This is a genomic window from Bacteroides sp., assembly GCF_028690125.1.
Taxonomy (GTDB): domain Bacteria; phylum Bacteroidota; class Bacteroidia; order Bacteroidales; family Bacteroidaceae; genus Bacteroides.
This window is the reverse complement of the sequence record NZ_JAQVBV010000009.1, coordinates 94534-118474: the sequence shown is the minus strand read 5'-3', so window position 1 is coordinate 118474 and position 23941 is coordinate 94534. Positions and strand designations below refer to the sequence as shown.

17 protein-coding genes and 1 riboswitch are annotated in these 23941 nt (G+C 37.9%); of the genes, 8 read left to right on the top strand and 9 right to left on the bottom strand.

Translation table 11 applies throughout. The features are described from left to right. Positions 1-143 precede the first annotated feature (143 nt). Both PHO71_RS08305 and PHO71_RS08300 read left to right on the top strand, forming a co-directional pair. On the top strand, positions 144-1496 hold the full coding sequence (locus PHO71_RS08305) for a gliding motility-associated protein GldE (RefSeq protein WP_300201581.1): 1353 nt from the start codon (positions 144-146) through the stop codon (positions 1494-1496). 1 nt (position 1497) lies between these two features. Further along, a complete protein-coding gene (locus PHO71_RS08300) occupies positions 1498-2133 on the top strand; it encodes a 4'-phosphopantetheinyl transferase superfamily protein (RefSeq protein ID WP_300201578.1) in 636 nt (211 codons plus the stop codon). 361 nt (positions 2134-2494) lie between these two features. Here PHO71_RS08300 and PHO71_RS08295 read toward each other — a convergent pair whose 3' ends face one another. From PHO71_RS08295 to PHO71_RS08270, 6 genes are all read right to left on the bottom strand, one after another. Next, positions 2495-3370, bottom strand: a complete 876-nt coding sequence (locus tag PHO71_RS08295; RefSeq protein ID WP_300201576.1) for a DUF4465 domain-containing protein — start codon at positions 3368-3370, stop codon at positions 2495-2497. A gap of 38 nt (positions 3371-3408) precedes the next feature. Continuing rightward, entirely contained in the window at positions 3409-5406 is a 1998-nt protein-coding gene (locus PHO71_RS08290) for a DUF5074 domain-containing protein (RefSeq protein WP_300201573.1), read from the bottom strand. Between the two features lie 8 nt (positions 5407-5414). Then, positions 5415-7472, bottom strand: coding sequence for a TonB-dependent siderophore receptor (locus PHO71_RS08285; protein ID WP_300201571.1), 2058 nt, complete (start codon positions 7470-7472; stop codon positions 5415-5417). A 160-nt stretch (positions 7473-7632) separates the two neighbouring features. Beyond that, positions 7633-7841: riboswitch (cobalamin riboswitch) on the bottom strand. A 74-nt stretch (positions 7842-7915) separates the two neighbouring features. Next, positions 7916-8854, bottom strand: a complete 939-nt coding sequence (locus PHO71_RS08280; protein WP_300201568.1) for a DUF5106 domain-containing protein — start codon at positions 8852-8854, stop codon at positions 7916-7918. Positions 8855-9246: 392 nt separating this feature from the next. Further along, on the bottom strand, positions 9247-11028 hold the full coding sequence (locus PHO71_RS08275; RefSeq protein ID WP_300201565.1) for an ATP-binding protein: 1782 nt from the start codon (positions 11026-11028) through the stop codon (positions 9247-9249). A gap of 9 nt (positions 11029-11037) precedes the next feature. After that, positions 11038-11727 carry a response regulator transcription factor gene (locus tag PHO71_RS08270; protein WP_300201562.1) on the bottom strand — a complete coding sequence of 230 codons (690 nt, stop codon included), beginning with the start codon at positions 11725-11727 and terminating at the stop codon, positions 11038-11040. Positions 11728-11962: 235 nt separating this feature from the next. On the opposite strand from PHO71_RS08270, the gene PHO71_RS08265 reads away from it, so the two are divergent. From PHO71_RS08265 to PHO71_RS08250, 4 genes are all read left to right on the top strand, one after another. Next, positions 11963-13156: a hypothetical protein gene (locus PHO71_RS08265; protein WP_300201559.1), complete on the top strand. Its 1194-nt coding sequence runs from the start codon at positions 11963-11965 to the stop codon at positions 13154-13156. 102 nt (positions 13157-13258) lie between these two features. Continuing rightward, positions 13259-14059 (top strand): DUF3805 domain-containing protein, encoded by an 801-nt coding sequence (locus PHO71_RS08260; protein WP_300201557.1) that lies wholly within the window; start codon positions 13259-13261, stop codon positions 14057-14059. Positions 14060-14094: 35 nt separating this feature from the next. Next, a complete protein-coding gene (locus tag PHO71_RS08255; protein ID WP_300201554.1) occupies positions 14095-15963 on the top strand; it encodes an ABC-F family ATP-binding cassette domain-containing protein in 1869 nt (622 codons plus the stop codon). 344 nt (positions 15964-16307) lie between these two features. After that, a complete protein-coding gene (locus PHO71_RS08250; RefSeq protein ID WP_300201552.1) occupies positions 16308-17150 on the top strand; it encodes a histidinol-phosphatase in 843 nt (280 codons plus the stop codon). An 88-nt stretch (positions 17151-17238) separates the two neighbouring features. On the opposite strand, the gene PHO71_RS08245 is transcribed toward PHO71_RS08250, so the two are convergent. Further along, positions 17239-18474 carry a fucose isomerase gene (locus PHO71_RS08245; protein WP_300201549.1) on the bottom strand — a complete coding sequence of 412 codons (1236 nt, stop codon included), beginning with the start codon at positions 18472-18474 and terminating at the stop codon, positions 17239-17241. A 180-nt stretch (positions 18475-18654) separates the two neighbouring features. On the opposite strand from PHO71_RS08245, the gene PHO71_RS08240 reads away from it, so the two are divergent. Both PHO71_RS08240 and PHO71_RS08235 read left to right on the top strand, forming a co-directional pair. After that, a complete protein-coding gene (locus PHO71_RS08240) occupies positions 18655-19854 on the top strand; it encodes a pyridoxal phosphate-dependent aminotransferase (RefSeq protein WP_300201546.1) in 1200 nt (399 codons plus the stop codon). 19 nt (positions 19855-19873) lie between these two features. Further along, the gene (locus PHO71_RS08235; RefSeq protein ID WP_300201544.1) at positions 19874-21118 is read left to right on the top strand and encodes an ABC transporter permease; all 1245 of its coding nucleotides are present in this window, start codon (positions 19874-19876) and stop codon (positions 21116-21118) included. A gap of 61 nt (positions 21119-21179) precedes the next feature. Here PHO71_RS08235 and PHO71_RS08230 read toward each other — a convergent pair whose 3' ends face one another. Both PHO71_RS08230 and PHO71_RS08225 read right to left on the bottom strand, forming a co-directional pair. Further along, complete coding sequence (locus PHO71_RS08230) at positions 21180-22352, bottom strand: glycosyltransferase (protein ID WP_300201541.1); 1173 nt, start codon at positions 22350-22352, stop codon at positions 21180-21182. Between the two features lie 56 nt (positions 22353-22408). Further along, entirely contained in the window at positions 22409-23434 is a 1026-nt protein-coding gene (locus PHO71_RS08225; RefSeq protein ID WP_300201539.1) for an AI-2E family transporter, read from the bottom strand. Positions 23435-23941: the final 507 nt, after the last annotated feature.

Below are 23941 nucleotides of genomic sequence, written 5' to 3'. Positions count from 1 at the left end.
ATCCAGAACGTAGTGAAGAATCTTTTCTTTGATATATTCAGGAGCAGATTCTTCGACAGGTTCAGGATTACAGGCAAAATGATAACATACAATCACTCTTCGGACAGCTGCATTATTTTTTGTTTAACTAAAATATATATTCTTTGGACTCAGATGGTTATTTAAGCCAATTGGCTGACATTTTTAGCGGTATTACCGTACACACTCCTTCTATCTCTGCTATTATAGCTATTGTGCTGGCAGGTATTCTTCTGCTTGCTTCAGGTTTTGCTTCGGCTTCTGAAATAGCTTTTTTTTCTCTCGGTCCTTCGGATCTGAATGATATTGAAGAACATAATCATCCTTCCGATAATAAGATCAGTGCGCTTTTAGGAAATTCAGAACGTTTACTGGCAACAATATTGATTACAAACAATTTTGTAAACGTTACCATTATTATGCTCTGTAACTTCTTCTTTATGAATGTGTTTTCTTTTCATTCTCCTTTGGGGGAGTTTTTGATATTGACTGTCATTCTGACTTTCTTGCTGTTGCTGTTTGGTGAGATTATGCCGAAGATTTATTCGGCACAAAAGACTTTGGCATTCTGCCGTTTCTCCGCACCGGGAATTTATTTTTTGGAAAAGGTTTTTCGTCCGATTGCTTCTGTTTTGGTGCGTTCCACTGTATTTCTGAACAAGCATTTTGCCAAGAAGAACCATAATATTTCCGTTGATGAACTTTCTCACGCTTTGGAACTGACGGATAAAACGGAAATCTCTGAAGAAAACAATATCCTGGAAGGGATTATTCGTTTTGGCGGTGAGACTGTGAAGGAAGTGATGACATCACGTCTGGATATGGTCGATCTGGATATTCGTACTCCTTTTAAGGAGGTGATGCAGTGTATCATTGAAAATGCTTATTCACGTATCCCTATTTATTCTGGTTCGCGGGATAATATTAAGGGGGTGCTTTATATAAAAGACCTTCTACCTCATGTCAATAAGGGGGATAATTTTCGTTGGCAGTCATTGATCCGTCCGGCTTATTTTGTTCCTGAAACGAAGATGATTGATGATCTTCTACGTGATTTTCAAGCTAATAAGATTCATATTGCTATTGTTGTAGACGAGTTTGGAGGAACTTCCGGTTTGGTAACAATGGAAGATATCATTGAGGAAATTGTTGGTGAGATTCATGATGAATATGATGATGAGGAACGTACATATGTGAAATTGAATGATCATACATGGGTGTTTGAAGCGAAAACTCAGCTGACGGATTTCTATAAGATTGCAAAAGTTGATGAGGATGAATTTGAAAAGGTGGTAGGAGATGCGGATACATTGGCTGGTATGTTGCTTGAGATTAAGGGAGAGTTTCCCGTATTGCACGAAAAAGTAACTTATCATCTGTATGAGTTTGAAGTGTTGGAAATGGATAGCCGTCGTATCTTGAAAGTCAAATTCACTATCAATACGGAGGAGAGGCAGGACACTGATATGAAAGAGTAAGATGGCTTTGCTTCTGGAACATAGAGAAAAGTCCTGCCAGTTGGCAGTCTGGATGATGGAAGAGTCTGTAGAAGAGTTACTCAGCCTTTTTCCTTCATCTTCAAAAGTTTTTTATGAGAAGGAAATTCAACAGTTTACAACTGAACATCGCAGACTGGAGTGGTTGTCGGTACGTGCCTTGTTATTCACTCTATTAGGAGAGGTGAAAAAAATTGGTTATGAACCTAGTGGTAAGCCTTATCTGGAAGATGGTTCTTTTCATGTAAGTTTTTCTCATACAAAAGAGTATGTAGCAGTGATTCTGAGTTGTAAAGCATCTGTAGGTATTGACATTGAGCACTATGGAGAACGTATTTATAGGGTAATCAGCCGTTTTATGCGTCCGGATGAACAGGCATTTCCTTATCAGGAAGATGTAACTTGGGGTTTATTGCTGCACTGGTCTGCTAAAGAGGCGATATATAAATGTATGAAAGATGCTGATGCAGATTTGCGGAAACTTCGTTTGGCACATTTTGTCCCTCAGATGGAAGGACAATTTCAAGCTCAGGAATATGTGACAGAACAGAACCAACTGTTTACAGTTCGTTATTGTATTGGTATTTCCTTTGTACTGACCTGGGTTTTGGAGAGCTAATGATTTTTAATGATGGTTCTAGCTAAGTTGTACATACATTTTTGCACAGTGTAAGTCAGTCAAATAAGAATATTACGCATATTATGTTCAATCATATGATGTTCTTAAACTATGGGAAGTTTGTTTTCAGTCACTTCGATCTTTTTAAAAAACATAAGGAAGTTTATTTTAAACATAAGGAAGATTAAAAAAAATCTTCTTCCGGTGATGGAGAATGTGAATTTCTTATTGAATAACTGGAGATTTATTTATTATGAATTGCACTAATGTTTAATAAAAAATATTTAAGAGGATATCTTTCATAATAAATAGGAAGATACCCTCTTGTTTTAAGGATGTTATTGAATTAAATTATAACTGTTTATTTATCAATCAGAGTAATGGCATCAAGACAAAAATAGGTTGGAGTCATCGCACCATTTTCATCTGTTCTTGTTGTGGTTAATTCAAACTTTAATCCGTTAGTTTCACCGAGGGAAGTAAGGTCTATCCATTTCCATGTTGTCAGGATATTGGTTCCTTCTGCCAGATAACATTCGACTTTTTTTGTTTTAGTCGGGTTGTATATAATAAGTTTAAATGAATCGTCTTTACCAAATTTGTCTAGACCGCTGAATATAGTACTACCTTCCGTCATACTTTTATACACAAATACACAGTTGGTGACATACATACCTTTTACACGATAATCTTTTGTTTCATTGAAATTGTCATTGTTTTTAAAACGTATTGAAACTTCTTTGTCGCTGTGCAAACCGATTTTGTATCCGGCTGCTCCCGCAATTACATATGTATTATTTGTTACTCCTTTTTTAGGTATAGCACGATAATCATAGGAAGCGAAATCCGGACAATCGGTAACTGTACAATTAGTAAATGCAAAACCGTCAGAGCTGAATCCATAAGCGTCGGATGAAACGCAATCGAATTCGAAAAGTTTGTTTTTGTCAGTTAGGAGAGTATGGAAATAATGGGTGGTATAAGTTACTCCTTCATAATCGAAACTAGTAGACCAGTTGTCAATTGGGTTTTCCGTATCACCTAAGTCGAGCTTGTGTGTTTCATAAACAGGTAAACTAAGTACATACTCCTTTTTTGTATCATCGTCATCATCTTTGTCGCCTGTGCCACCATTGTCAATTGAACCGTTATCGTCTTTAAATTTATCATCATCACCGCATCCGCTAAAAGCAAATACAGATAGAAATAAGAATAATAATAAAGAATACTTTTTCATGTTTTTACTTGATTTTAAATTATTAATAGCCTTGTTGATTAATTCTCGAAATGTAAATTTTCAACCGTCATTATTTCGGTTGATATTTCTCCTGTCCAGCCTACATTCTGATTGACAGCAGTATATATTCTTATGAAATCAATTTTGTCCAGTTTCACTGATTGTCCATTCTTATCTACTGCCCAATCTATCTTAAATTGGCAAAATTCCGTATTGTAAGGATGATTATCAGCATACCCCCAAGGATAACAATAACCAACCCATGTTCCTCCTTCATTCACAGCATTATCTTTTAACCTTGTCCCATGGAAAATTATTTCGTCTTCTTCAATCCAGTTAGGATAATAAGAATCTTGCTGATGATAACCATTGCGGTAAATATGACCTTCTTTTCCTTGATTATCTTTCCAGCGGACATCACCGCCGGCAGGTTGAGGGCGATAATAAGTGATTTCATAACCACGTGTTTCCGTATCTTTACCATATTCGCTTCCTGCTAGTTCATACCATTCATCATCGGGCAATCCATTGCCATTTACATCCTTGGATACGAATACAATACCCGGTTCTGCACTTCCTCCCAAAGCACCTGTAGCTGTATGCAGATTATATGCAGCATTTCCCCATATCTTGAAATCGTATTCATTTTTGACGTTTTGTATTGACTGATGAAATCCTACGGTGATACTTCCTCCAAATCCACCCAATGAAATAGTATATTTATTCTGTAGTCTCTCTGTAGCATACTCTAATACTTTTTGCGCTGAAAAACCTTCTTTGTATGCGGAAGTGGTAGTGTTAATAAATTGTCCCGGAGCTGGTATATACTCATATACTTTGTTGGCGAAAGCAGTAGGAGCATCCGGATCTTCCGGAGTCTCTTCCGAATTGTTTTGTGAGGCTCTGTCGCTGAATACAATAGTATTTGGGTTTAGCCCTATTTCATTCAAACGGAATTGGAGTTGTCCCTGTTGGTTAAAGCATAAAATATCACCTTTTACAGTATAGTTGTATGCTTCTGTGATATAAATATTATTGCTGTAAGGATTAACCTGGATACTATATGGAGTATGAATTGTTGTACCGTCCGTAAGAAAATTCTCTCGTATGACTTTTCCTTCGGTAAGGTTAAATACCTTAATAGCGGTATCTTTTGTACGATAATCATATGTATATAAATAGGCAATAGGACCGTCGATTGCAAAACTCAGCACTTTCTCGTCATAGGTGTTCGCGACCTTATCCGTGTAACAGTCAATCTTGACTAAGTGGTAATCTCCCGCTTCAATGTCTACTCCACGGGTAACCAGATATACATATTTTTCCGCTTTATCCGTTCTAGGCAGGATCTTTCCCGGATTCGGTCCGACTTCAATTTTCTTAATCTCTTTGAAAGTGGCTATATCAATGACAGAAACTGTATTGTCTACTCCCGGACCGGAATAGTCTAAACCACCCGAATTGGAAACATATAACTTTCCGTTTTGCACACAGAGGTCGTCGGAGTTTCTTCCTGCCGTAGTGATAGCTTCTATCTCTAATGAAGTAGTATCGATTTTGGCAACAGTTCCATCGAAAGAGCATACATAAGCTTTATCTTTATCAAATGTAATGGCACGAGGTTGGCGCGAACTTCCATTTTCACTTAGCATACGTATCTGTCGGATGGACTTTCCTGTGAGAAAATCAATCACCTCTACAGTACTCGATGCATTCACTACAACATATATTTTATTACCGTAGATAGCCATGTCATTAGCTGTATCACCCAGTCCACGCTGATTATTTCCGTTGAAGTAGTTATTGATACGTTTGTGCCCGGCGAAAGAATAATATGCCAACGAACTATTGTTTTGAGTATATAAACCTTCACTCAATATATACATTTCGGCTGTACCCGTTTCAAATATATCTCCACTTTCTTCGGGGACTCTGCCTGGCATATCCTCCAAGTCATCGCAAGCCATGAGAAGCAGTAAAAGAAGTGAAAAATACTTCCCCCATTTATAGATAGTATAATTAATGTTTTTCTTCATGTGCCTATTTAGTATTTAATTTTTACTGTCGCCCTCACTGACCGTCCCGGCATTGGGAAGTTCTTCACGATTTCGTAATTTCTGTTCATCAAGTTCAGTACTTCCAGAGTCAGCGATGCAGTTATATTATGTATTTTAAAGTTACGGTTAGCAGAAAGACTATGATCGCTGTAACTATCCAATCGGTTTTCACTTATGTTTTGTCCCAGCATATACCGTTTGCCTGAGAATAAGAAAGAGTAGGATAAGTTAATCCATGGTGTTTCTATATCTACCTGTCCGGATCCGGAAATTCGGGGCGTATAAGGTATCTGGTGTTTATAAGTCTTTCCCTCTATCGTCTTGGGATTGGGATTAGTGACATCCAATGCCCGTTGATAAGTATAGTTGCCGGAGAGGTTAATGTGGAATTTCTCGCAAGGTTGCATACTGAGGTTAGCACTTGCATCTACTCCTTTTATTTCGACTTCTCCAAGATTGACCATACTCCAAATAAATAAATTTTTAGTAGGAATAGCCACAATCTTATCAGTCACTTTGTTGTAATAAGCATCTATTGTAGCTGAGAAGTAAGGCATGAAAGTACTGATAGACTTATTATAGGCAATACCTAAATTATATTGCTGTGCATTTTCTGGCTTTAATTCGATATTTCCTGTCTGACCATAGTACAAATCGTTGAAACTAGGTAACCGGAATATGTCTTTATAGAAGAAACGGATACGCAATTCTTCATTTTGAAAAGGTTTGAAAGAGGCGCTGATATATGGAGATAGTTTGTGATGATTACCTGCACTACCTCCCAATTTGGCTTCTTCACGAATGACGGTTGTTAAGGTAGAAGCTGATAATGTCAGCCAGTTGTTCACATATTTACCGGCAAAGGCTGTCAGCCACGAATAGCGGGTAGGAGAGGCGAAGTTGTTTAAATCTGCATTCATTGTATTGATACTACCATCCGTAGACAAAGAGAAAGAAAGATTTTCTAACATTCGGTATAGGGCGGAGGTGGACAGGTAATATTCCTGCTGGTAATAACTGTTTTCCGATTTCCCTGTCGAACCTTTATAGTCCGGGTCCAGATAATGTTGGTAACTCCAGTTCCATTTAGCAGAAGTTTGCAACACACACTTGCGATTGAATTCTTTTTTATATTGGCTTTGGATAAACGTATTCTTGTCCCATAAATGTTGTGAAGAGAAATCATAATACCAGGTAGTTGCATTGGGCAATCCCCGGGAGGACTGATAATAATATGCTTTCAGCCTCCATTGTTCTTTTTCGGAGAAGTTTCCATAGATTCCGGCTTCTGCACGAAGGGATTCAACATCTGTATTCCGACGTTTTTCTTTGCTGACTTGGATGTTTGTATCGTTGCCATAACGTAGCGTAAACGGATAATGTCCGTCCGACGACATCCATTCTCCATTCGCCGATATGCTCCATTTTGAGTTAAGTTGTTGTTCTAATAAGATAGAAGGATTTATTAGTCCCCATGAACCGGTTTTGAATGCGGCGACAATGTTTGTCTGTTTCCCATCATCGAAATGCGGAGTTAGTGTCTGTATGTTCAATATTCCGGCGGAAGCGAAGAAGCGGGCAGGTTGAAAGATATTATCACTTTGTCCGTTGCTAAGTGAAAGTCGGTCTACATTGGTTAGTGAAAAGCGGCCGATGTCTATTTGTCCTGTCTGACAATCGGTAATAGTGATTCCGTCATATCCCACAGCGGTATGTTGTGCTCCCAGGCTGCGGATAGATACTGTTTTCAAACCACCAATTCCACCATAATCTTTTACAGTTACTCCGGCAAAATGCTTAACTGCATCAGAAACTTGCAGGGCTTGCAGATTATTTAATCTATTCTTTGAAAAGATCTGTAAAGGAGATGTAGAGCGTATTTCACGAGTTTGGTAAATATCTGAAACGGTAATTTCGGGTAGATAATAAGTATGTGTAGTGTCTACCTTTTGCTGTTGTGCGAAAAGGGGAATTAGTAGGATTTGGCAGAAGATAACTACGCCAGTCCGTTGGCTTTGATAGAGTAACTCTTTTATTCTCTCCATTTAATTTGTTTTAAAAAGTGTCCGGGCGAAATCTCTTCGACCGGACACACAATAAACTTGGCAGAGTTTATTATATACACACTTTCTCTGAATCAGAGTGTTGAATGAAATGATAGACGATTTGTCCGGTTCATTAGACTCTACGCTTTTTCCTCGAAAGCAGTGAATAGGTTTGCATGGCAGGTCTTCTGACTTGTTCCTGTTGCGAACGCCTTCCCGGAAATTTCTTCCCAGTGGCTCGTGAAGTAGATTGTTCACAACATATTATCTGGAACTTACAGCAGCGGGACTGTTCAGGATTTACACCTGATTCCCTTTTAATCGCTTCCTCGTATATGAGGATTGAGAACCAATGCGTTGCAAAGATAGGTAGTTTATTTGTCTTGTGCAAGAAAGGAGAGAAAGGAAATTAATCTTTGAAGATAAGGCTTCGGATTTTCCTTTTAATGTATCGTCAGATACTCCTCAACAGCTTGTGCAGTGGCATCCTTGAGTAATACGATTTTCTCCTTGTTCAAAAGATATAAAGTCGGTATTGCCTTCAGGTCGTAAACTTGTTGTTCTTTAATGGTAAACTTTTTGTCGTAACCGTTAATCCATTCTTTCGGAAATTCACTCAAGTGTTTTTTCCACTCATCCAATTCTTCATCCGGATACACAGAGAGAACGATCAACTTATTTTCTTTTAAAAGTTTGTTGATGATAGGAGCATTTTTCAGTTGTTCTATAGTTTCGGTGCAAGCGTGGCAACCCGGATTATTAAGGAATAAAAGTATATTATCAGCTTTTAGCTGATAGAGGGAACCTTGTGCCCCGGAAGCTAAAGTGTATGTGAAATCCAATGCTTTTGTCCCGATACGGTTTTTATGAGCTAGTTTTAGACGAGCTTTAGGACGTATCTTTTCGGTTTCATCCAGTACGGTAGAGGTAATCATCGCTTCCAACACAGGAATGTAAAACTCTTCGTTACGTAGCGGCGAGTTAGGATCATATAAATATTTATCGGCTAAATTAGTAATATAAGAAAATACTTTTTTATCTACATTGGTTTGTTTGATAGTCTTCTTTATAGCCTCATGGGCAGTTTCCAAAGGTACATGATTGAGAATATCGCAATAATCCGCCCATGCTTGTTCGGTGATGTCGGGATGATGAATATAGTTTGTATCAGCAAAGTTTACGTTATCCCAATAGTGCTTTACGAGAAAGTCAGCACGCTGTTCAGGAGTTGTCATCATTTGCGGAATTGAAGGCAAAATGAAGGCTTTGATGCTATCTTGTGGTACTTCATTTTTGTTTTGGCTAGAAACGTTTCCGCTTTTGCAAGAGATGCAAATAAGAATAAAACAAAGGGCTGAAAGGAGGTTTATATTTGTTTTCATAACTTACTGCTTTTATGTTAAACATTTCTTCGTATTTGTTGAGGCAAAGATAACTCCCTTTTTATTTTCTTCAAAGTGTTTCCTGAAAGAAAATTCCTGAAAACAAGAATAAAAGTGTTCTGCTTTTAATAATATCTTTTAAAATATTTATGCTTCAGCAAGTGAACTATACTTCTAAGGAAACTTTGCATTAAACTTTTTTGTCAAAGAAAAAGTTTAATGCAAAGCGATGAAAACACCATAGATGGATAGTGTAGATGAAAGCCCCCTATGATATACTGCTCAATTCTCTGCCTGGAGTGATCGGATGATGCGAATATATGGGTGGAGTTTATGATAGAAGTAAAATGGCGGTAATTATTATATATTGATGATATAATGTAATAAAGGGATTATTTCTCTTTTGCCAATGTAAACACAAATTCAAGCCCACCTCCTTGATTATTTTTGGCGGAAATACTTCCCCCATGAATAATCACCGCATTTTTTACAATAGCCAACCCCAGTCCTGTTCCACCCAACTTCCGCGAACGTCCTTTATCTACGCGATAGAAACGTTCGAAAAGACGGTTCAGGTGTTCAGGCGATACACCGATACCTGTGTCGGCAAAACTGAAATAATAGAAGTTTTCGTCTTCGCGGAAACAATTGATATTGATTTGTATGTTGGTTCCGGCATATGCAATGGCATTATCCGTCAGATTACGGAAGATGGAATAAAGCAATGAATAATTGCCTTTGATTTGAATACTTTTTTTGAGAGAATTGACTACAGTGATATGCTTTTCTTCAAGTTCCAAAGACACCTCATTGATGATATTGCCAACCAATTGACTAATATCTATCCGTTCCATATCGATCATATTTGTGGCTTCGTCCATACGGGTAAGGACGGAGATATCACGAAGCAGACGACTTAATCGATTACTCTGTGCATAACAACGTTCGAGGAAAGTATTCATTTTATCTCTTGGTATTGTCTCGTTATTGACAATTGTCTCTAAGTATCCTTGAATACTACTTACAGGTGTTTTTAGTTCATGAGCAATATTTTGCGTTAATTGTCGTTTTAGTCTTACCTGTTCTTCTTCTTGGGTGACATCATTGATAGAAATTTCGAAACTTGCATCCTGAAAGATGATGCACTCTACAATAAATGTCCGTCCGTTTTTGTTGATCGTTACCGACATTCTTTTCTCATCTTTTCCTCTGGAACGTTGTTGTTGGTTCTTGTTAATGAAATGAGTAATTTCTTTCAGTTCCTCAATAGCAAACACTTCCTCCGTTGTTTCCAGATTAGAGTCCGAGATCAGATTACTGTATTGAGTGAATAGATTATTCACCAGAATTTCTTTTTTGTCTTTTGTGAACACGCCCAGTCCTTCATGAGAAGTCTGTAAGTGGGTAATCAGTTTTTCACGCTCAATATAAAGAGCTTCCTTGGTTTCGTGTAGACGTTTGTAAATCTGTATAATATGCTGAGATATCTCTCCAAGTTCATTGTGTGGAAAGGCGGAATTTATCTCCATTTCGATAGGCTCGTTCCGGTCGGCACGCATGGCAAACTCACGGAGCTGGCTGATGGAAGTTCCCAGTTTTTTGGTAAATTTATAAAAGATGATAATTAGTAGCAAGGATACGATAACAGTAAACCACAAATAATGTGGGTCAGCTTTCAGATTATTGATCAGGCTGACGTTATAAGGTAATGCCGAACGGATGATATAATCTCCATAACGTGTGGCCGAATAAAAATAGGGTACTCCTGTTGTCTCCGAAGTACGTCGTACGTCAAATCCGTTACCGTTTTTCAAAGCCTTCTGTACTTCCGGACGATTTAGGTGATTTTCAATTTTGTTATTAGGAGTTTGATAAGTGTCATATATTACATTTCCCTGCAAATCGATCAATGTTACACGCAAATCATTTAAAGAGTGATTACGGATGTATTCATTGGTTGCTTTTTCGATGGGCGGAGTTACATTCAATTGTTCATACAAACGGCTGTTATAATCTTGCAACTGCATATTTAGCAGTTCGATTTTATATTCTTTTTCACGTTGATATTGATAGGCAATAAAACATACGGCAAATACCAGAAATAGCGATATAACCGAAAGGAATAACTTCCGGCTGAAAGAAAGGAAATGTTTTTGAGTGACAGGTAGGTTCATGGTCTTTAATTATTCAGCTTCAAAGCAATATCCATATCCTAGGCGGGTAACAATACATTTACCATATTCGCCTATCTTTTTGCGCAAACGGGTGATATTAACATCGATTGTACGATCGAGCACATATACTTCATCGCTCCAAATACGTGCAAGGATATCTTCGCGCGAAAAGACACGTCCCTTGTTTTGCACTAACAGAAGTAGTATTTCAAATTCTTTTTTAGTGAGTGGTATTTCTTCGCCGTCGATACTTACTTTCTTTTTGGTGATGTCGATTACGAGTGATTGGTATACGAGGCGTTCGGGAGCCTTTTCTTCTTCTATAGTCGTTGTGCGACGTAAAACAGCTTTCACGCGGGCAATAACTTCACGCAATGAAAAAGGTTTCGAGATATAATCGTCCGCTCCAAGATTGAAACCTGTGACAGTATCGTTTTCAGTGTCTTTGGCTGTGATAAAGATGATAGGTACCTTGTCTGTCTTCTTATCCTTCTTCAACATATTTGCCATTTTAAATCCAGAGATTTCTCCCATCATTACATCCAGAAGCAGCAGGTTGTAGCTGCTGATATCCATTTTCAATGCTTCTTCGGCAGAATTGGCAGTATCGACTTCATATCCTTCATTTTCCAGATTGAATTTCAAGATCTCGCAGAGGTCTTCTTCATCATCGACAACTAAAATGCGGTAATCATTCATAATGTATTATGTATTAATATGACAAAGTTACATTTTTATTTTATTTTGCCACAAAGATGGGGAGACTTTGTTACGGGCAGATGAAACAAATATTACATTCGTGTTACATTGAACAAAAGACCCTTTCGGCAGATATTTTGAAAGTTTTTATGGGGTAAGGAAGGAATTAATGATTGCTATTTGTTATCTTTGTTAGAGATATACGATAATAGATTATAATATATGCTAACTGATAATGATAAAATTTGACTTTAAACAGCATCGACGCGAAATAATAGGCATCGTTATTGCTATCTTGCTATTAATCGGAGGGATGTCTGTTTTTAAATACGCTTCTTTTAATACGGATTTTGAGATTGTAGATAATTTGGGAGGAAATATTTTTCCGTCGGCTATCCTGTCGGTAGCTACTACAGATGCACAGGTCATCACTCCTTCGGATTCTATGTATCTGGGGAATCCGAAATCTTGTATTGCTGTTCGGGTAAAATCAAGAACTGCCTATAGCCGTGTGCGGATAGAGGTGGCGGAGACCCCTTTCTTTTCCCGTTCCGTATCAGAATTTATTTTAAATAAACCACGGACGGAATATACCATTTATCCGGATATTATCTGGAATTATGAAGCATTAAAGAATAATGCGCAGGCAGAACCTATTAGTGTAGCAGTAGAAGTGGAGATAAATGGGGAGAATTTGGGACAGCGGGTTCGTACATTCTCAGTACGTAGTATTAATGAATGTTTGTTGGGATATGTGGCAAATGGAACTAAGTTTCATGACACGAGTATTTTTTTTGCTGCGTATGTCAATGAGGAGAATCCGATGATTGACCAACTGCTTCGTGAAGCATTAAATACTCGTATTGTGAATCGTTTTCTTGGATATCAGAGTACGGCAAAAGATGCTGTAGACAAACAGGTATATGCACTTTGGAATGTATTGCAGAAACGTAAATTCCGTTATAGCTCTGTGTCCAATACGAGTTTGTCCAGTAATGTAGTATTTTCTCAGCGTGTCCGTACATTTGATGATGCTTTAGAGTCTTCACAGATTAACTGTGTAGACGGTAGTGTACTGTTTGCTTCGTTACTTCGTGCCATTAATATTGAACCAATTCTGGTACGTACGCCGGGACATATGTTTGTTGGTTATTATACAGACAATTCTCATAAAAATATGAATTTCTTGGAGACTACAATGATTGGTGACGTAGATATGGATGACTTTTTCCCGGATGAACAATTGGATTCTACCATGGTAGGTAAATCTCAAAATGAGATGTCATTGCTGACTTTCGAGAAATCCAAAGAATATGCGAATAAGAAATATAAGGAGAATGAAAAAGGAATTCATTCTGCCAAACTGAATTATATGTTTCTGGAAATCTCCAAAGATGTACGTCGAAAAATACAGCCGATAGGAAAATAGTACTGCTTTTCATATTGTTTATCAGCCTTTCTTTGAGTGATTGAAATTACTTTCCACTTTTTATTTTTATCTTTGCATTCATAATTCTTAAAATGAAAGAGAATGCAAGGCAAGAAATTTATCTCTCCGGGGGCATGGTTCTCCATGATTTATCCGTCGTACTGGAACGAGTTCGAGGATGGTGAAGGCTCCTTTCTTTTTTATAATCCCGATGTGTGGACGGGAAACTTTCGTATATCTGCTTATAAAGGGGAAACAGACTATGGTAAAAAAGCTGTTCGGCAGGAATTGAAAGAGAACGAGACCGCTTCTTTGGTAAAGATTGGTATGTTGGAATGTGCATATAGCAAAGAAATGTTTCAGGAAGAAGGGACTTACTATACTTCTCACCTATGGATTACCGGAATAGATGATTTGGCTTTTGAATGTTCATTTACTGTGCCTAAAGGTGAAGATGTAAAGGAGGCAGAAGCTGTTATTGCTACATTGGAAATCCGTAAGGATGGGCAAAAATACCCTGCCGAACTCATCCCTGTCCGTTTGTCGGAGATTTATCAGATTAATGAAGGATTTGAATGGGTGGTTTCTATTGTGAAGCAGGAGTTGAAAAAGGACTTTCAAGGTATCGAAGAAGACTTGCAGAAGCTTCAGCAAGTGATTAATAGTGGTAAGATAGGGTTGAAAAAGAAAGATGAATGGCTGGCAATCGGCATAACGGTTTGCACTATTTTTGCCAATGAGGTAGAGGGAGCGGAATGGAAGACTTTAATTGATGGTAACCGTGAAGTACCTGTCCTTCAGTATCATGATCAAGTGATTGATCCTATGAAATTGGTTTGGAGCAAGATAAAAGCAGGTCAGCCTTGTAATGTCGTTGAAGAATATAAATCGATACTTAATTAATTTAATCATCATAAACTAACTAATCACTAACCTAAGTGGCAGTACCTTATTTACAAGTAGACAATCTTACCAAGTCCTTCGGTGATTTGGTCTTGATGGAAAATATATCTTTTGGCATTGCCGAAGGGCAACGTGTCGGACTTATCGCCAAGAACGGTAGCGGTAAAACGACTTTACTCAATATTATTGCCGGAAAGGAAGGATATGATAATGGTAACATTGTGTTTCGGCGTGATCTCCGTGTAGATTATCTGGAACAAGATCCTCAATATCCCGAAGAACTAACTGTACTTGAAGCTTGTTTTCATCATGGAAATAGTACCGTAGAACTTATTAAAGAGTACGAACGTTGTATGGAGACAGTTGGTCATCCCGGATTGGAAGATCTGTTGGTACGTATGGACCATGAAAAAGCATGGGAATATGAACAGAAAGCCAAACAAATTCTTTCTCAATTGAAAATTCGCAACTTTGATCAGCAGGTGAAACAACTTTCAGGTGGTCAGTTGAAGCGTATTGCATTAGCCAACGCATTGATCACTGAACCTGATTTATTAATTCTTGATGAGCCTACCAATCACTTAGATCTTGATATGACCGAATGGTTGGAGGAATATCTTCGTCGTACCAATCTGAGTCTGCTAATGGTGACACATGACCGCTATTTTCTTGATCGTGTATGTTCGGAGATTATGGAGATAGATAATCGGAAAATTTATCAGTATAAAGGAAATTACAGTTATTATCTGGAAAAACGTGAAGAACGTATTGAAGCTAAAGGCGTGGAAATAGAGCGTGCGAACAATCTTTACCGGACGGAACTCGACTGGATGCGGCGGATGCCTCAGGCACGTGGACATAAAGCCCGTTATCGGGAAGATGCCTTTTACGAATTAGAAAAGGTTGCTAAGCAACATCTTCGCAATGATAATGTGAAGTTAGAAGTGAAAGCTTCTTATATTGGTAGCAAAATATTTGAAGCCGATCATCTTTCCAAAAGTTTCGGTGACTTAAAGATTTTGGAAGATTTCTCTTACATCTTTTCCCGTTACGAAAAGATGGGAATTGTTGGAAACAACGGAACAGGAAAATCTACTTTTATAAAAATACTGATAGGATTGGTACAGCCTGATAGCGGAATATTGGATATTGGCGAAACGGTTCGTTTCGGTTATTATTCCCAGGACGGTCTTCAGTTCGATGAAAAGATGAAAGTGATTGATGTAGTGCAAGATATTGCCGAAGTGATAGAACTTGGTAACGGCAATAAACTGACTGCTTCACAATTCTTACAACATTTCTTATTTACTCCCGAAACACAGCACAATTATGTTTATAAATTGAGTGGGGGGGAGCGTCGTAGGCTTTACCTTTGTACGGTGTTAATGCGTAATCCTAACTTCCTCGTGTTGGACGAGCCTACCAATGATTTGGATATTATCACTTTAAATGTGTTGGAGGAATATTTGCAAAGTTTCAAAGGCTGTGTGATAGTTGTATCTCACGACCGTTACTTTATGGATAAAGTAGTCGATCACTTATTAGTGTTCAACGGTCAGGGAGATATTCGTGATTTTCCGGGTAATTATAGTGATTACCGTGATTGGAAAGAAGCAAAAGCTCAGAAGGAAAAAGAAGCTGAAAAACCACAGGAAGAAAAGACTGCTCGTGTCCGTTTGAATGACAAACGAAAGATGAGCTTTAAGGAAAAACGTGAGTTTGAGCTTCTGGAAAAGGAAATTGCAGACTTAGAAACAGAGAAAGCTCAGATTGAGGAATTATTTTGTAGCGGTACACTTTCTGTCGATGAACTTACAGAAAAGTCAAAACGTTTGCCTGCAATAAACGATTTGATTGATGAGAAAACAATGCGTTGGTTAGAGTTGAGTGAGATAGCCAATTAATCGGGTTGATGGTTATATAAATTTACCATCTAGGGCATATATATCCACCACCATTGTGTATCCTTAGATACTGACCATACCAATTATTATCAAATAAATATTTGAAGTTTCGGAAGTGTTCTACATAACTTGGAGATGACTAAAAAGCTTGATAATATATTTTTTAGATACAGATTACGCGGATCTTTTATTCTTAAATCCGTGTCATCTGTTCAAGAAAACGTATTTATGATAGCTTATGTGGCTTTTTAGTCAGTCCCCATCCATGCAAAATACTGCACTTTCGAAACTTGAATAAATAATGAATTGATAATTAGTAATTTATAATTAATAACATTTTTGCCATGTCTAATTTGACCAATTACCATAGTCACTGCCTTTATTGTGATGGACGAGCCAATATGGAAGATTTTATCCGTTTTGCCATTAGTGAAGGTTTTTCTTCTTATGGCATTTCTTCACATGCTCCGCTGCCATTCTCTACTGCATGGACGATGGAATGGGATCGTATGGATGATTATCTTGCCGAGTTTTCCCGACTCAAAAAGAAATATGCGGGTCAAATAGAACTGGCAATCGGACTTGAAATTGATTATCTGAACGAAGATAGTCATCCGGGTTTGCTTCGCTTTCAAAATTTGCCACTCGATTATCGAATTGGTTCTGTACATATGCTATATTCTCTGGAAGGGAAAGTAGTGGATATTGATACTTCAGCAGATACTTATCGTCAGTTGATAGACACACATTTTGGAGGAGACATAGAGCATGTAGTTCGTTTATACTATAAAAACTTGTTTCGTATGGTAGAATTAGGTGGATTGGATGTTGTAGGTCATGCGGATAAAATGCACTATAATGCTTCCTGCTATCGTCCTGGCTTGTTGGATGAGGCTTGGTACGATGCGATAGTACGTAGTTATTTTACAGAAATAGCCCGTCATGGTTATATCGTTGAAATAAATACCAAATCTTACCGTGATTTGGGTACTTTCTATCCTAATGAACGTTATTTCTCTTTTTTGAAGGATTTAGGTATTCGGGTACAGGTGAACAGTGATGCCCATTATCCGGAACGAATAAATAACAGCCGTCACGAAGCCTTGGCTGCCTTGAAAAAAGCAGGATTTAAGACTGTCGTGGAATGGCATGAAGGAGAATGGGAAGATATGCTTATTATTCTGTAATGGAATCCGTCGTTTCAATATTCTCAATTCTTTTTTTTAATTTAATTTTCGATGTTTTTTTCTGTTTTTCAAGGAAACGGAAACAAAATTATTCTATTTTTTTGCAGGCATTTGCTTGGAAGAACTCATTCAATGCATCTTCATAATTACCATGAATCAGGATATGATGATTACCTAGTGGATTTTTTAGGAAATATTCAACGGGCGTATTCATTCTAATACGTACCTGGGTACGGCACATATTGATATAATTTGTATTCTCAGTCAATGTTCCTGTAGACAGATAGTATTCGTCTAAACATTCTCCTCCACATTTTACGATAGTTACGTCTCCTGTAGGGAGTAATCCTTGAATACCTATACTTTTATCTGATTCAAAATGACTGCGGATGATATATCTTTCTGTTTGTTTGAGTCCCACGGTACAATGGGCTAATATTATTTCGTTGGTACGGGCGGTAACTATAGACGGGTTTGCCATGAATCCTCCTTTCTGTGTAACTGTATTGACAGCAAGTAAAGTAAAAACAGACTGTAAATCACCTTCACATCCCGTAATGATACCTTCGTCATTCAATAAAGACAAGGCCAGGCAGCCTGTAGTGTCTAGCTGTTCCAATATTTTAAAGCAACTGACTGTGAGAGCATCTATTTTTTCTTCTTCGCAGACTTTCTTGATAGCTCTGTATAATTTCATCGCTTTAATTAAATCCTCGGGACTCCCTTCTCGACAGGCAAGGGCTTGAGAAGCAACAGCGGCACACGATGCACCTACTTCATCATCGGTGATATGTTTGAAATGTTTATATAAAGTTTCCAATGGAATATCTACATACTCAATTCCCCAACGTCGTTTGGCTAACAGATAATCTACATTACTGGCTATTAACCACGAAGAGGGAGTACCGATAACACCAATCCGTTTTCCAAATAGAGAACGTTGTGCACAGAAGTTATTGAATAAAGTATGAATTCGCAGGATGATAGCCGGGAGTTCTCCGTGTAATATTTCACTTTTCATGCCACGCCCCCGTAACCAAGTAGAGATTTCTAATGCTGCAGCAAGAGAATTTTGCATACCGTCAGCTAATAAGATGGTGGGACGCGGGAGACATTCGAAATGCTGGATGACCAGTCTTTCCACCCCTCCCGTGGCAATGAAGATAATTTTGAAATCATCACTATTCAGTTTGTCCATATCCTGGTAATCGACAAGCTTGACAGTATAGTATTTCTCGAGCTCACTTAATATAGCTTCATGTGAACTACGTAGTGAAGTCTGTTTGTGAAGCAGCGAAGCGAATGTGACGAGATGTATGGTCATTATGGTATTGTTTTAAGTTTTCCATATGACAAAAGTATTGTTTTCTTTCCATATTTCCATAACGTTTTTACCCTTGCTAAGGTTTTTAAAGTTTTTATGTCTCTGTATTCAAATTATTGCGTACATTTGCAGTTCCAAGTTGAAAAAGTAAATAGTAATTAGTAATTTGTAATTAAAATTATGCCAACCATCTCCATTCGCGGAAATGAGATGCCTGCATCTCCTATCAGAAAACTGGCTCCTTTGGCAGATGCTGCCAAACAACGGGGAGTCCATGTGTTTCACCTGAATATCGGACAGCCTGATCTGCCCACTCCTCAGGTCGCGATTGATGCGATACGCAATATCGACCGTAAGGTGCTGGAATATAGTCCGAGTGCCGGTTATCGTAGCTATCGCGAAAAACTAGTAGGATATTATGCTAAATTCAATATCAATCTGACTGCTGATGATATAATTATTACATCAGGAGGTTCGGAGGCCGTGCTTTTCTCATTTCTTTCCTGTCTGAATCCGGGGGATGAAATTATAGTTCCGGAGCCAGCTTATGCCAATTATATGGCTTTTGCAATCTCTGCAGGAGCAAGGATTCGTACGATTGCCACTACCATTGAGGAAGGCTTCTCACTTCCGAAAGTGGAGAAGTTTGAAGAACTGATAAACGAGCGAACGAAAGCGATATTGATTTGTAATCCGAATAATCCGACCGGTTATTTGTATAGTCGCCGTGAGATGAATCAAATTCGTGATCTGGTGAAGAAATATGACTTATTCCTTTTTTCCGATGAAGTATATCGTGAGTTTATTTATACCGGTTCCCCTTATATCTCCGCCTGTCATCTGGAAGGAATTGAAAATAATGTCGTTTTGATTGATTCTGTTTCAAAGCGTTATTCAGAGTGTGGTATCCGTATCGGTGCATTGATTACCAAGAACAAAGAGATACGCGATGCTGTTATGAAATTGTGCCAGGCACGTTTGAGTCCTCCTTTGATTGGACAGATTGCTGCTGAGGCTTCTTTGGATGCTCCCGAAGAGTATTCGCGTGAGACGTATGATGAATATGTAGAACGTCGTAAATGCTTGATTGACGGATTGAATCGCATACCGGGCGTATATTCTCCGATTCCGATGGGGGCTTTCTATACTGTAGCAAAACTTCCGGTGGACGATTCGGATAAATTTTGTGCTTGGTGTCTTTCTGATTTTGAATATGAAGGGCAAACGGTATTTATGGCTCCTGCTTCTGGTTTCTATACAACTCCGGGTTCAGGAATCAATGAAGTACGGATCGCCTATGTATTGAAGAAGGAAGATTTAACGCGTGCACTTATTGTTTTACAGAAAGCTTTAGAAGCATATCCGGGAAGAATAGAATAAAAGAATTGCGAACAAATAAATGTCATTTTCACTTTTTATAGCTCGGCGTATTTATCGTGAAAGCGATGGCGGTAAGCAGGTTTCTCGTCCTGCTGTCCTCATTGCAATGGCGGGTATTGCTATCGGGTTAGCAGTGATGATTATTGCGGTTGCAGTAGTTATTGGTTTTAAAAGTGAGGTGAGGAATAAAGTTGTAGGTTTTGGTTCGCATATACAGATTACTAATCTGGATGCGGTTAATTCTTATGAGACTTATCCGATAGTAGTGGGAGATAGCATGATGAAGACACTTGCCCATTATCCGGAAGTGAGTCATGTGCAACGCTACTCTACAAAACCGGGGATGATAAAGACCGACGATGTCTTTCAGGGGATGGTGCTGAAAGGAGTCGGTCCTGAGTTTGATCCACGTTTTATGAAGGAATATTTGTTAGAAGGAGAAATTCCTCTCTTCAGTGATTCCGTTTCTAGTAACAAAGTACTTATCTCTAAAGATCTGGCTACCAAACTCAATTTGAAACTGGGAGATAAGATCTATACCTATTATATACAGGATGATATTCGTGCTCGTCGGCTGACGATTACAGGGATTTATCAGACTAACTTTTCTGAATATGATAATCTCTTTTTACTTACGGATATTTATACGGTAAACCGTCTCAATGGTTGGCAACCGGGGCAAGTAAGCGGAGTAGAATTAGAAGTTCATGATTATGATCGTTTAGAAGATATCACTTACAAAATTGCAGAAAATACGGATAATCAGCATGATCTCTTTGGCGGTACTTATTATGTTCGTAATATTGAAGAATTGAACCCTCAAATATTTGAATGGCTGGGGCTGCTGGATACTAATATCTGGGTAATTCTTGTTCTTATGATGGGAGTTGCTGGCTTCACTATGATTTCGGGTTTGCTGATTATTATTATTGAGCGAACCAATATGATTGGTATTCTGAAAGCATTAGGAGCTAACAACTTTACTATCCGCAAAACTTTCCTATGGTTTTCTGTTTTCTTGATTGGTAAAGGCATGATTTTGGGGAATGCGATCGGTCTTGCTTTCTGTTTTCTCCAATCTTATTATCAAATATTTAAATTGGACCCTACGAATTATTACATGGATTCCGTTCCTGTCTATTTTAATATCTGGTTTTTATTGCTAATCAATGCTGGAACATTGCTTTCATCTGTACTTATGCTCATAGGTCCATCTTTCATGATTACTAAAATTAATCCGGCTACCTCGATGAGGTACGAATAGAGTCTAATTTTCCCTCCCTGTTTTTCATAAACTCCGGCTCTTTCATTAAGATAGTACTTGACTACCTTCTCATGAAATCTCCTTTCCTGCGGTAGTGACGACAAAGTTTGAATTTCAGTGATTGAATTGGTTGAAGTAAATCGAAAACAGGTAAAGAAAAATAATATTTTCGTCCTCCACCCATTTCTTTAGCTGTTTGATTGATAACAATTGCTTGTACGAGATAGCGAAGTATCCAGATAAATAATGCAATTCCTGCTGCCAACCAATGTAAACTGAGAATACCAAATACAATTCCGGTAATACATACCCCGTAAAATATTAGTCGTGATAAAGTTTCGAATCCGAGCAAATAACGTTGTATACCATGAAAGTATCGAGCTGTAGCTATATTACTAACTTTTTCTTCTTTCCAGTCTTTCGGACGTTCAATCGGCTGTATTCGTATTGTTGCATTATAATCTGTTTCAACTCTCGTGTTATCATGCGTAGCTATCTGGTTGATAAACAAATCATCCTCTCCACGTTGCAGATTTAAGTAAGATGAATATCCTTTTTGTTTGAAAAACAGTTCTTTTCGGTAAGCCAGATTACGTCCGATACCCATATAAGGTTTACCTATTAAAGCAAAACCAAGGTAGCGCAATGATTGAAAAAACATATCGAAAGCCACCTTTTTATGAAACCATCCTTTGGTACGGTCATAACCACTATAGCCCAGAACAATCTGTGTTTGTGAGGTAAAGTTACGTGCCATTAGTTTCAGCCATTGATTACTTGCTGGAATACAGTTCGTTTCAGTGAATACCAACCAGTCATGTTTACTTGCTTTGATACCTAAGGTCAGAGCCAATTTCTTATGACTGATGTAACGCGCACTTTCAGGAGTAAAACTATGGTAAAGATGAGGATATTTTTCTTCAAGCATTCCTAACACATCTTCCGTATCATCAGTTGAAGCATCGTTGATAACAATCACTTCGAATTGCGGATAATCTTGTTCCAGGATGACAGGAAGTAGTTTGCGTAAGTTTTCAGCATCGTTACGTGCGCAAAGAATAACTGATAGAGGAGGAAACTCACGTGAGAAATGAACCTCTTCCTTGCGTACGGATGTATTATGTCTATGTATCCGGTTGTATAAACCGAAATAATAAATGAGTTGGATAATGAAAAGGATACCTGCAGCTGATAATAATATCAGTTCGATAGTATTGAATGTAAGTGCTTCCATTAATTTATATGTCGTTTTTAGTACTTGCAAAAGTACGTATTTTTTCGATAGCTTTTTTATTCTGCAGGAAGGTTATTTCGTGAATCCAAGTATTCTTTCTTAAACATGTCTACAAAAAGAAAGAATAATGATAGCAATAAAGGGCCAAATATAATACCCATAAATCCGAATAATGGTAATCCTACCACTACTCCGAAGATTGTAATTAATGGATGGATATTTGCCATCTTCTTTTGCAGTATAAAGCGTATCAGATTGTCGAGTTGTGAAATGATTAATCCTCCGTAGGCTAAGAGGCCGATTGTGTTGAACCATTCTCCGTTCAAAGCAAAATAAGCCGCGACAGGTAGCCATACTAATGCAGTTCCTACCATTGGAATAACTGTCGCAAAGCAGGTCAGGAATCCTAATAGCCAAATATTTGGAGCACCAAAAATGACATAACCGATCATAGCTACACCGCCTTGTATAATTGCCAGCAGAGGAATACCGATAGCATTTGAACGTACGATCATATTGATTTCGTGAATAACATCTTTAGTATTCGTTTCATTGAAAGGAAGAATATCATTGATATATGATTCCATTTTTTGTCCCCCAATCAGCATGAAATATAACACAAACATCATAACAAATAGATTGACGGCAAGGCTGCTAATTCCTCCCATTATTGCCTGTCCAATTCGGGGGATTAATGATACTATAAACGAGATAGTATCGTTTCCCAATACATCATATCCTGTCTTTTCTTTGATCATGATTGCTGTTTGCTGGATAGGGGCAATAAAGGTTTGGGGAGCTAAATTAATATCCTGTAGTTTATTGACTAGCAACCAGATGGTGAGAGCAACGGGAACCAAGAAAACAAGAACTGTTTCTAAAGTGATTAAAAAAGCACTGAAACTCCGTTTCATTTTTTTTGTTTCAGTCAGATAAATCATCTGTTTGCGTACGAGAATGTAAATAGTAAGTGCTCCCAACAATCCACCCAGGAAAGGACTTATTTGACGGAAGATGATAACTCCCATCAACAGTATGATGACAATGAGGGAATATTTCCAATATTGTTCTTTGATATTCATATGAGGCTATATGTAGTTTTATACTAATTAAGAAACACTCGAACTCCCAGAAAAGTTTGATTTATAAAGAGCCAGGAAGAATCTTTTTACTAATTCTGATTGCTATGGTAGTTATAGTTCTTGTTTGATGATTTGGAATGATACCGAATAGCTTCTAATAAGTGAATCTGATATTTGTTAATACTGAATTGAATTATGTTAATTTGTTAATGACTGTGCTCTTCTTATTAAACCATGTTATAAGATAACTGATTTTCTTTCTGAAATTTGGAGATGTGAAGAGAAAACGTAACTTTGTTGTGTGTTTTTCATAGTATTAGATTTAAGGTTAATAAAAAAGATTGGCTGTCTGTGATAGATAGCCTCTTTTTTTTGATAATGTGTCATATAACTACTCGTATAATAATTGAATTTAGCGTTATTTCCTCCTATAATTGGATCATACTGTTATAAAAGAATAATAATCAGATATTTGTCGTGTTTCTGCAGATTAATGCCGTAACTTGC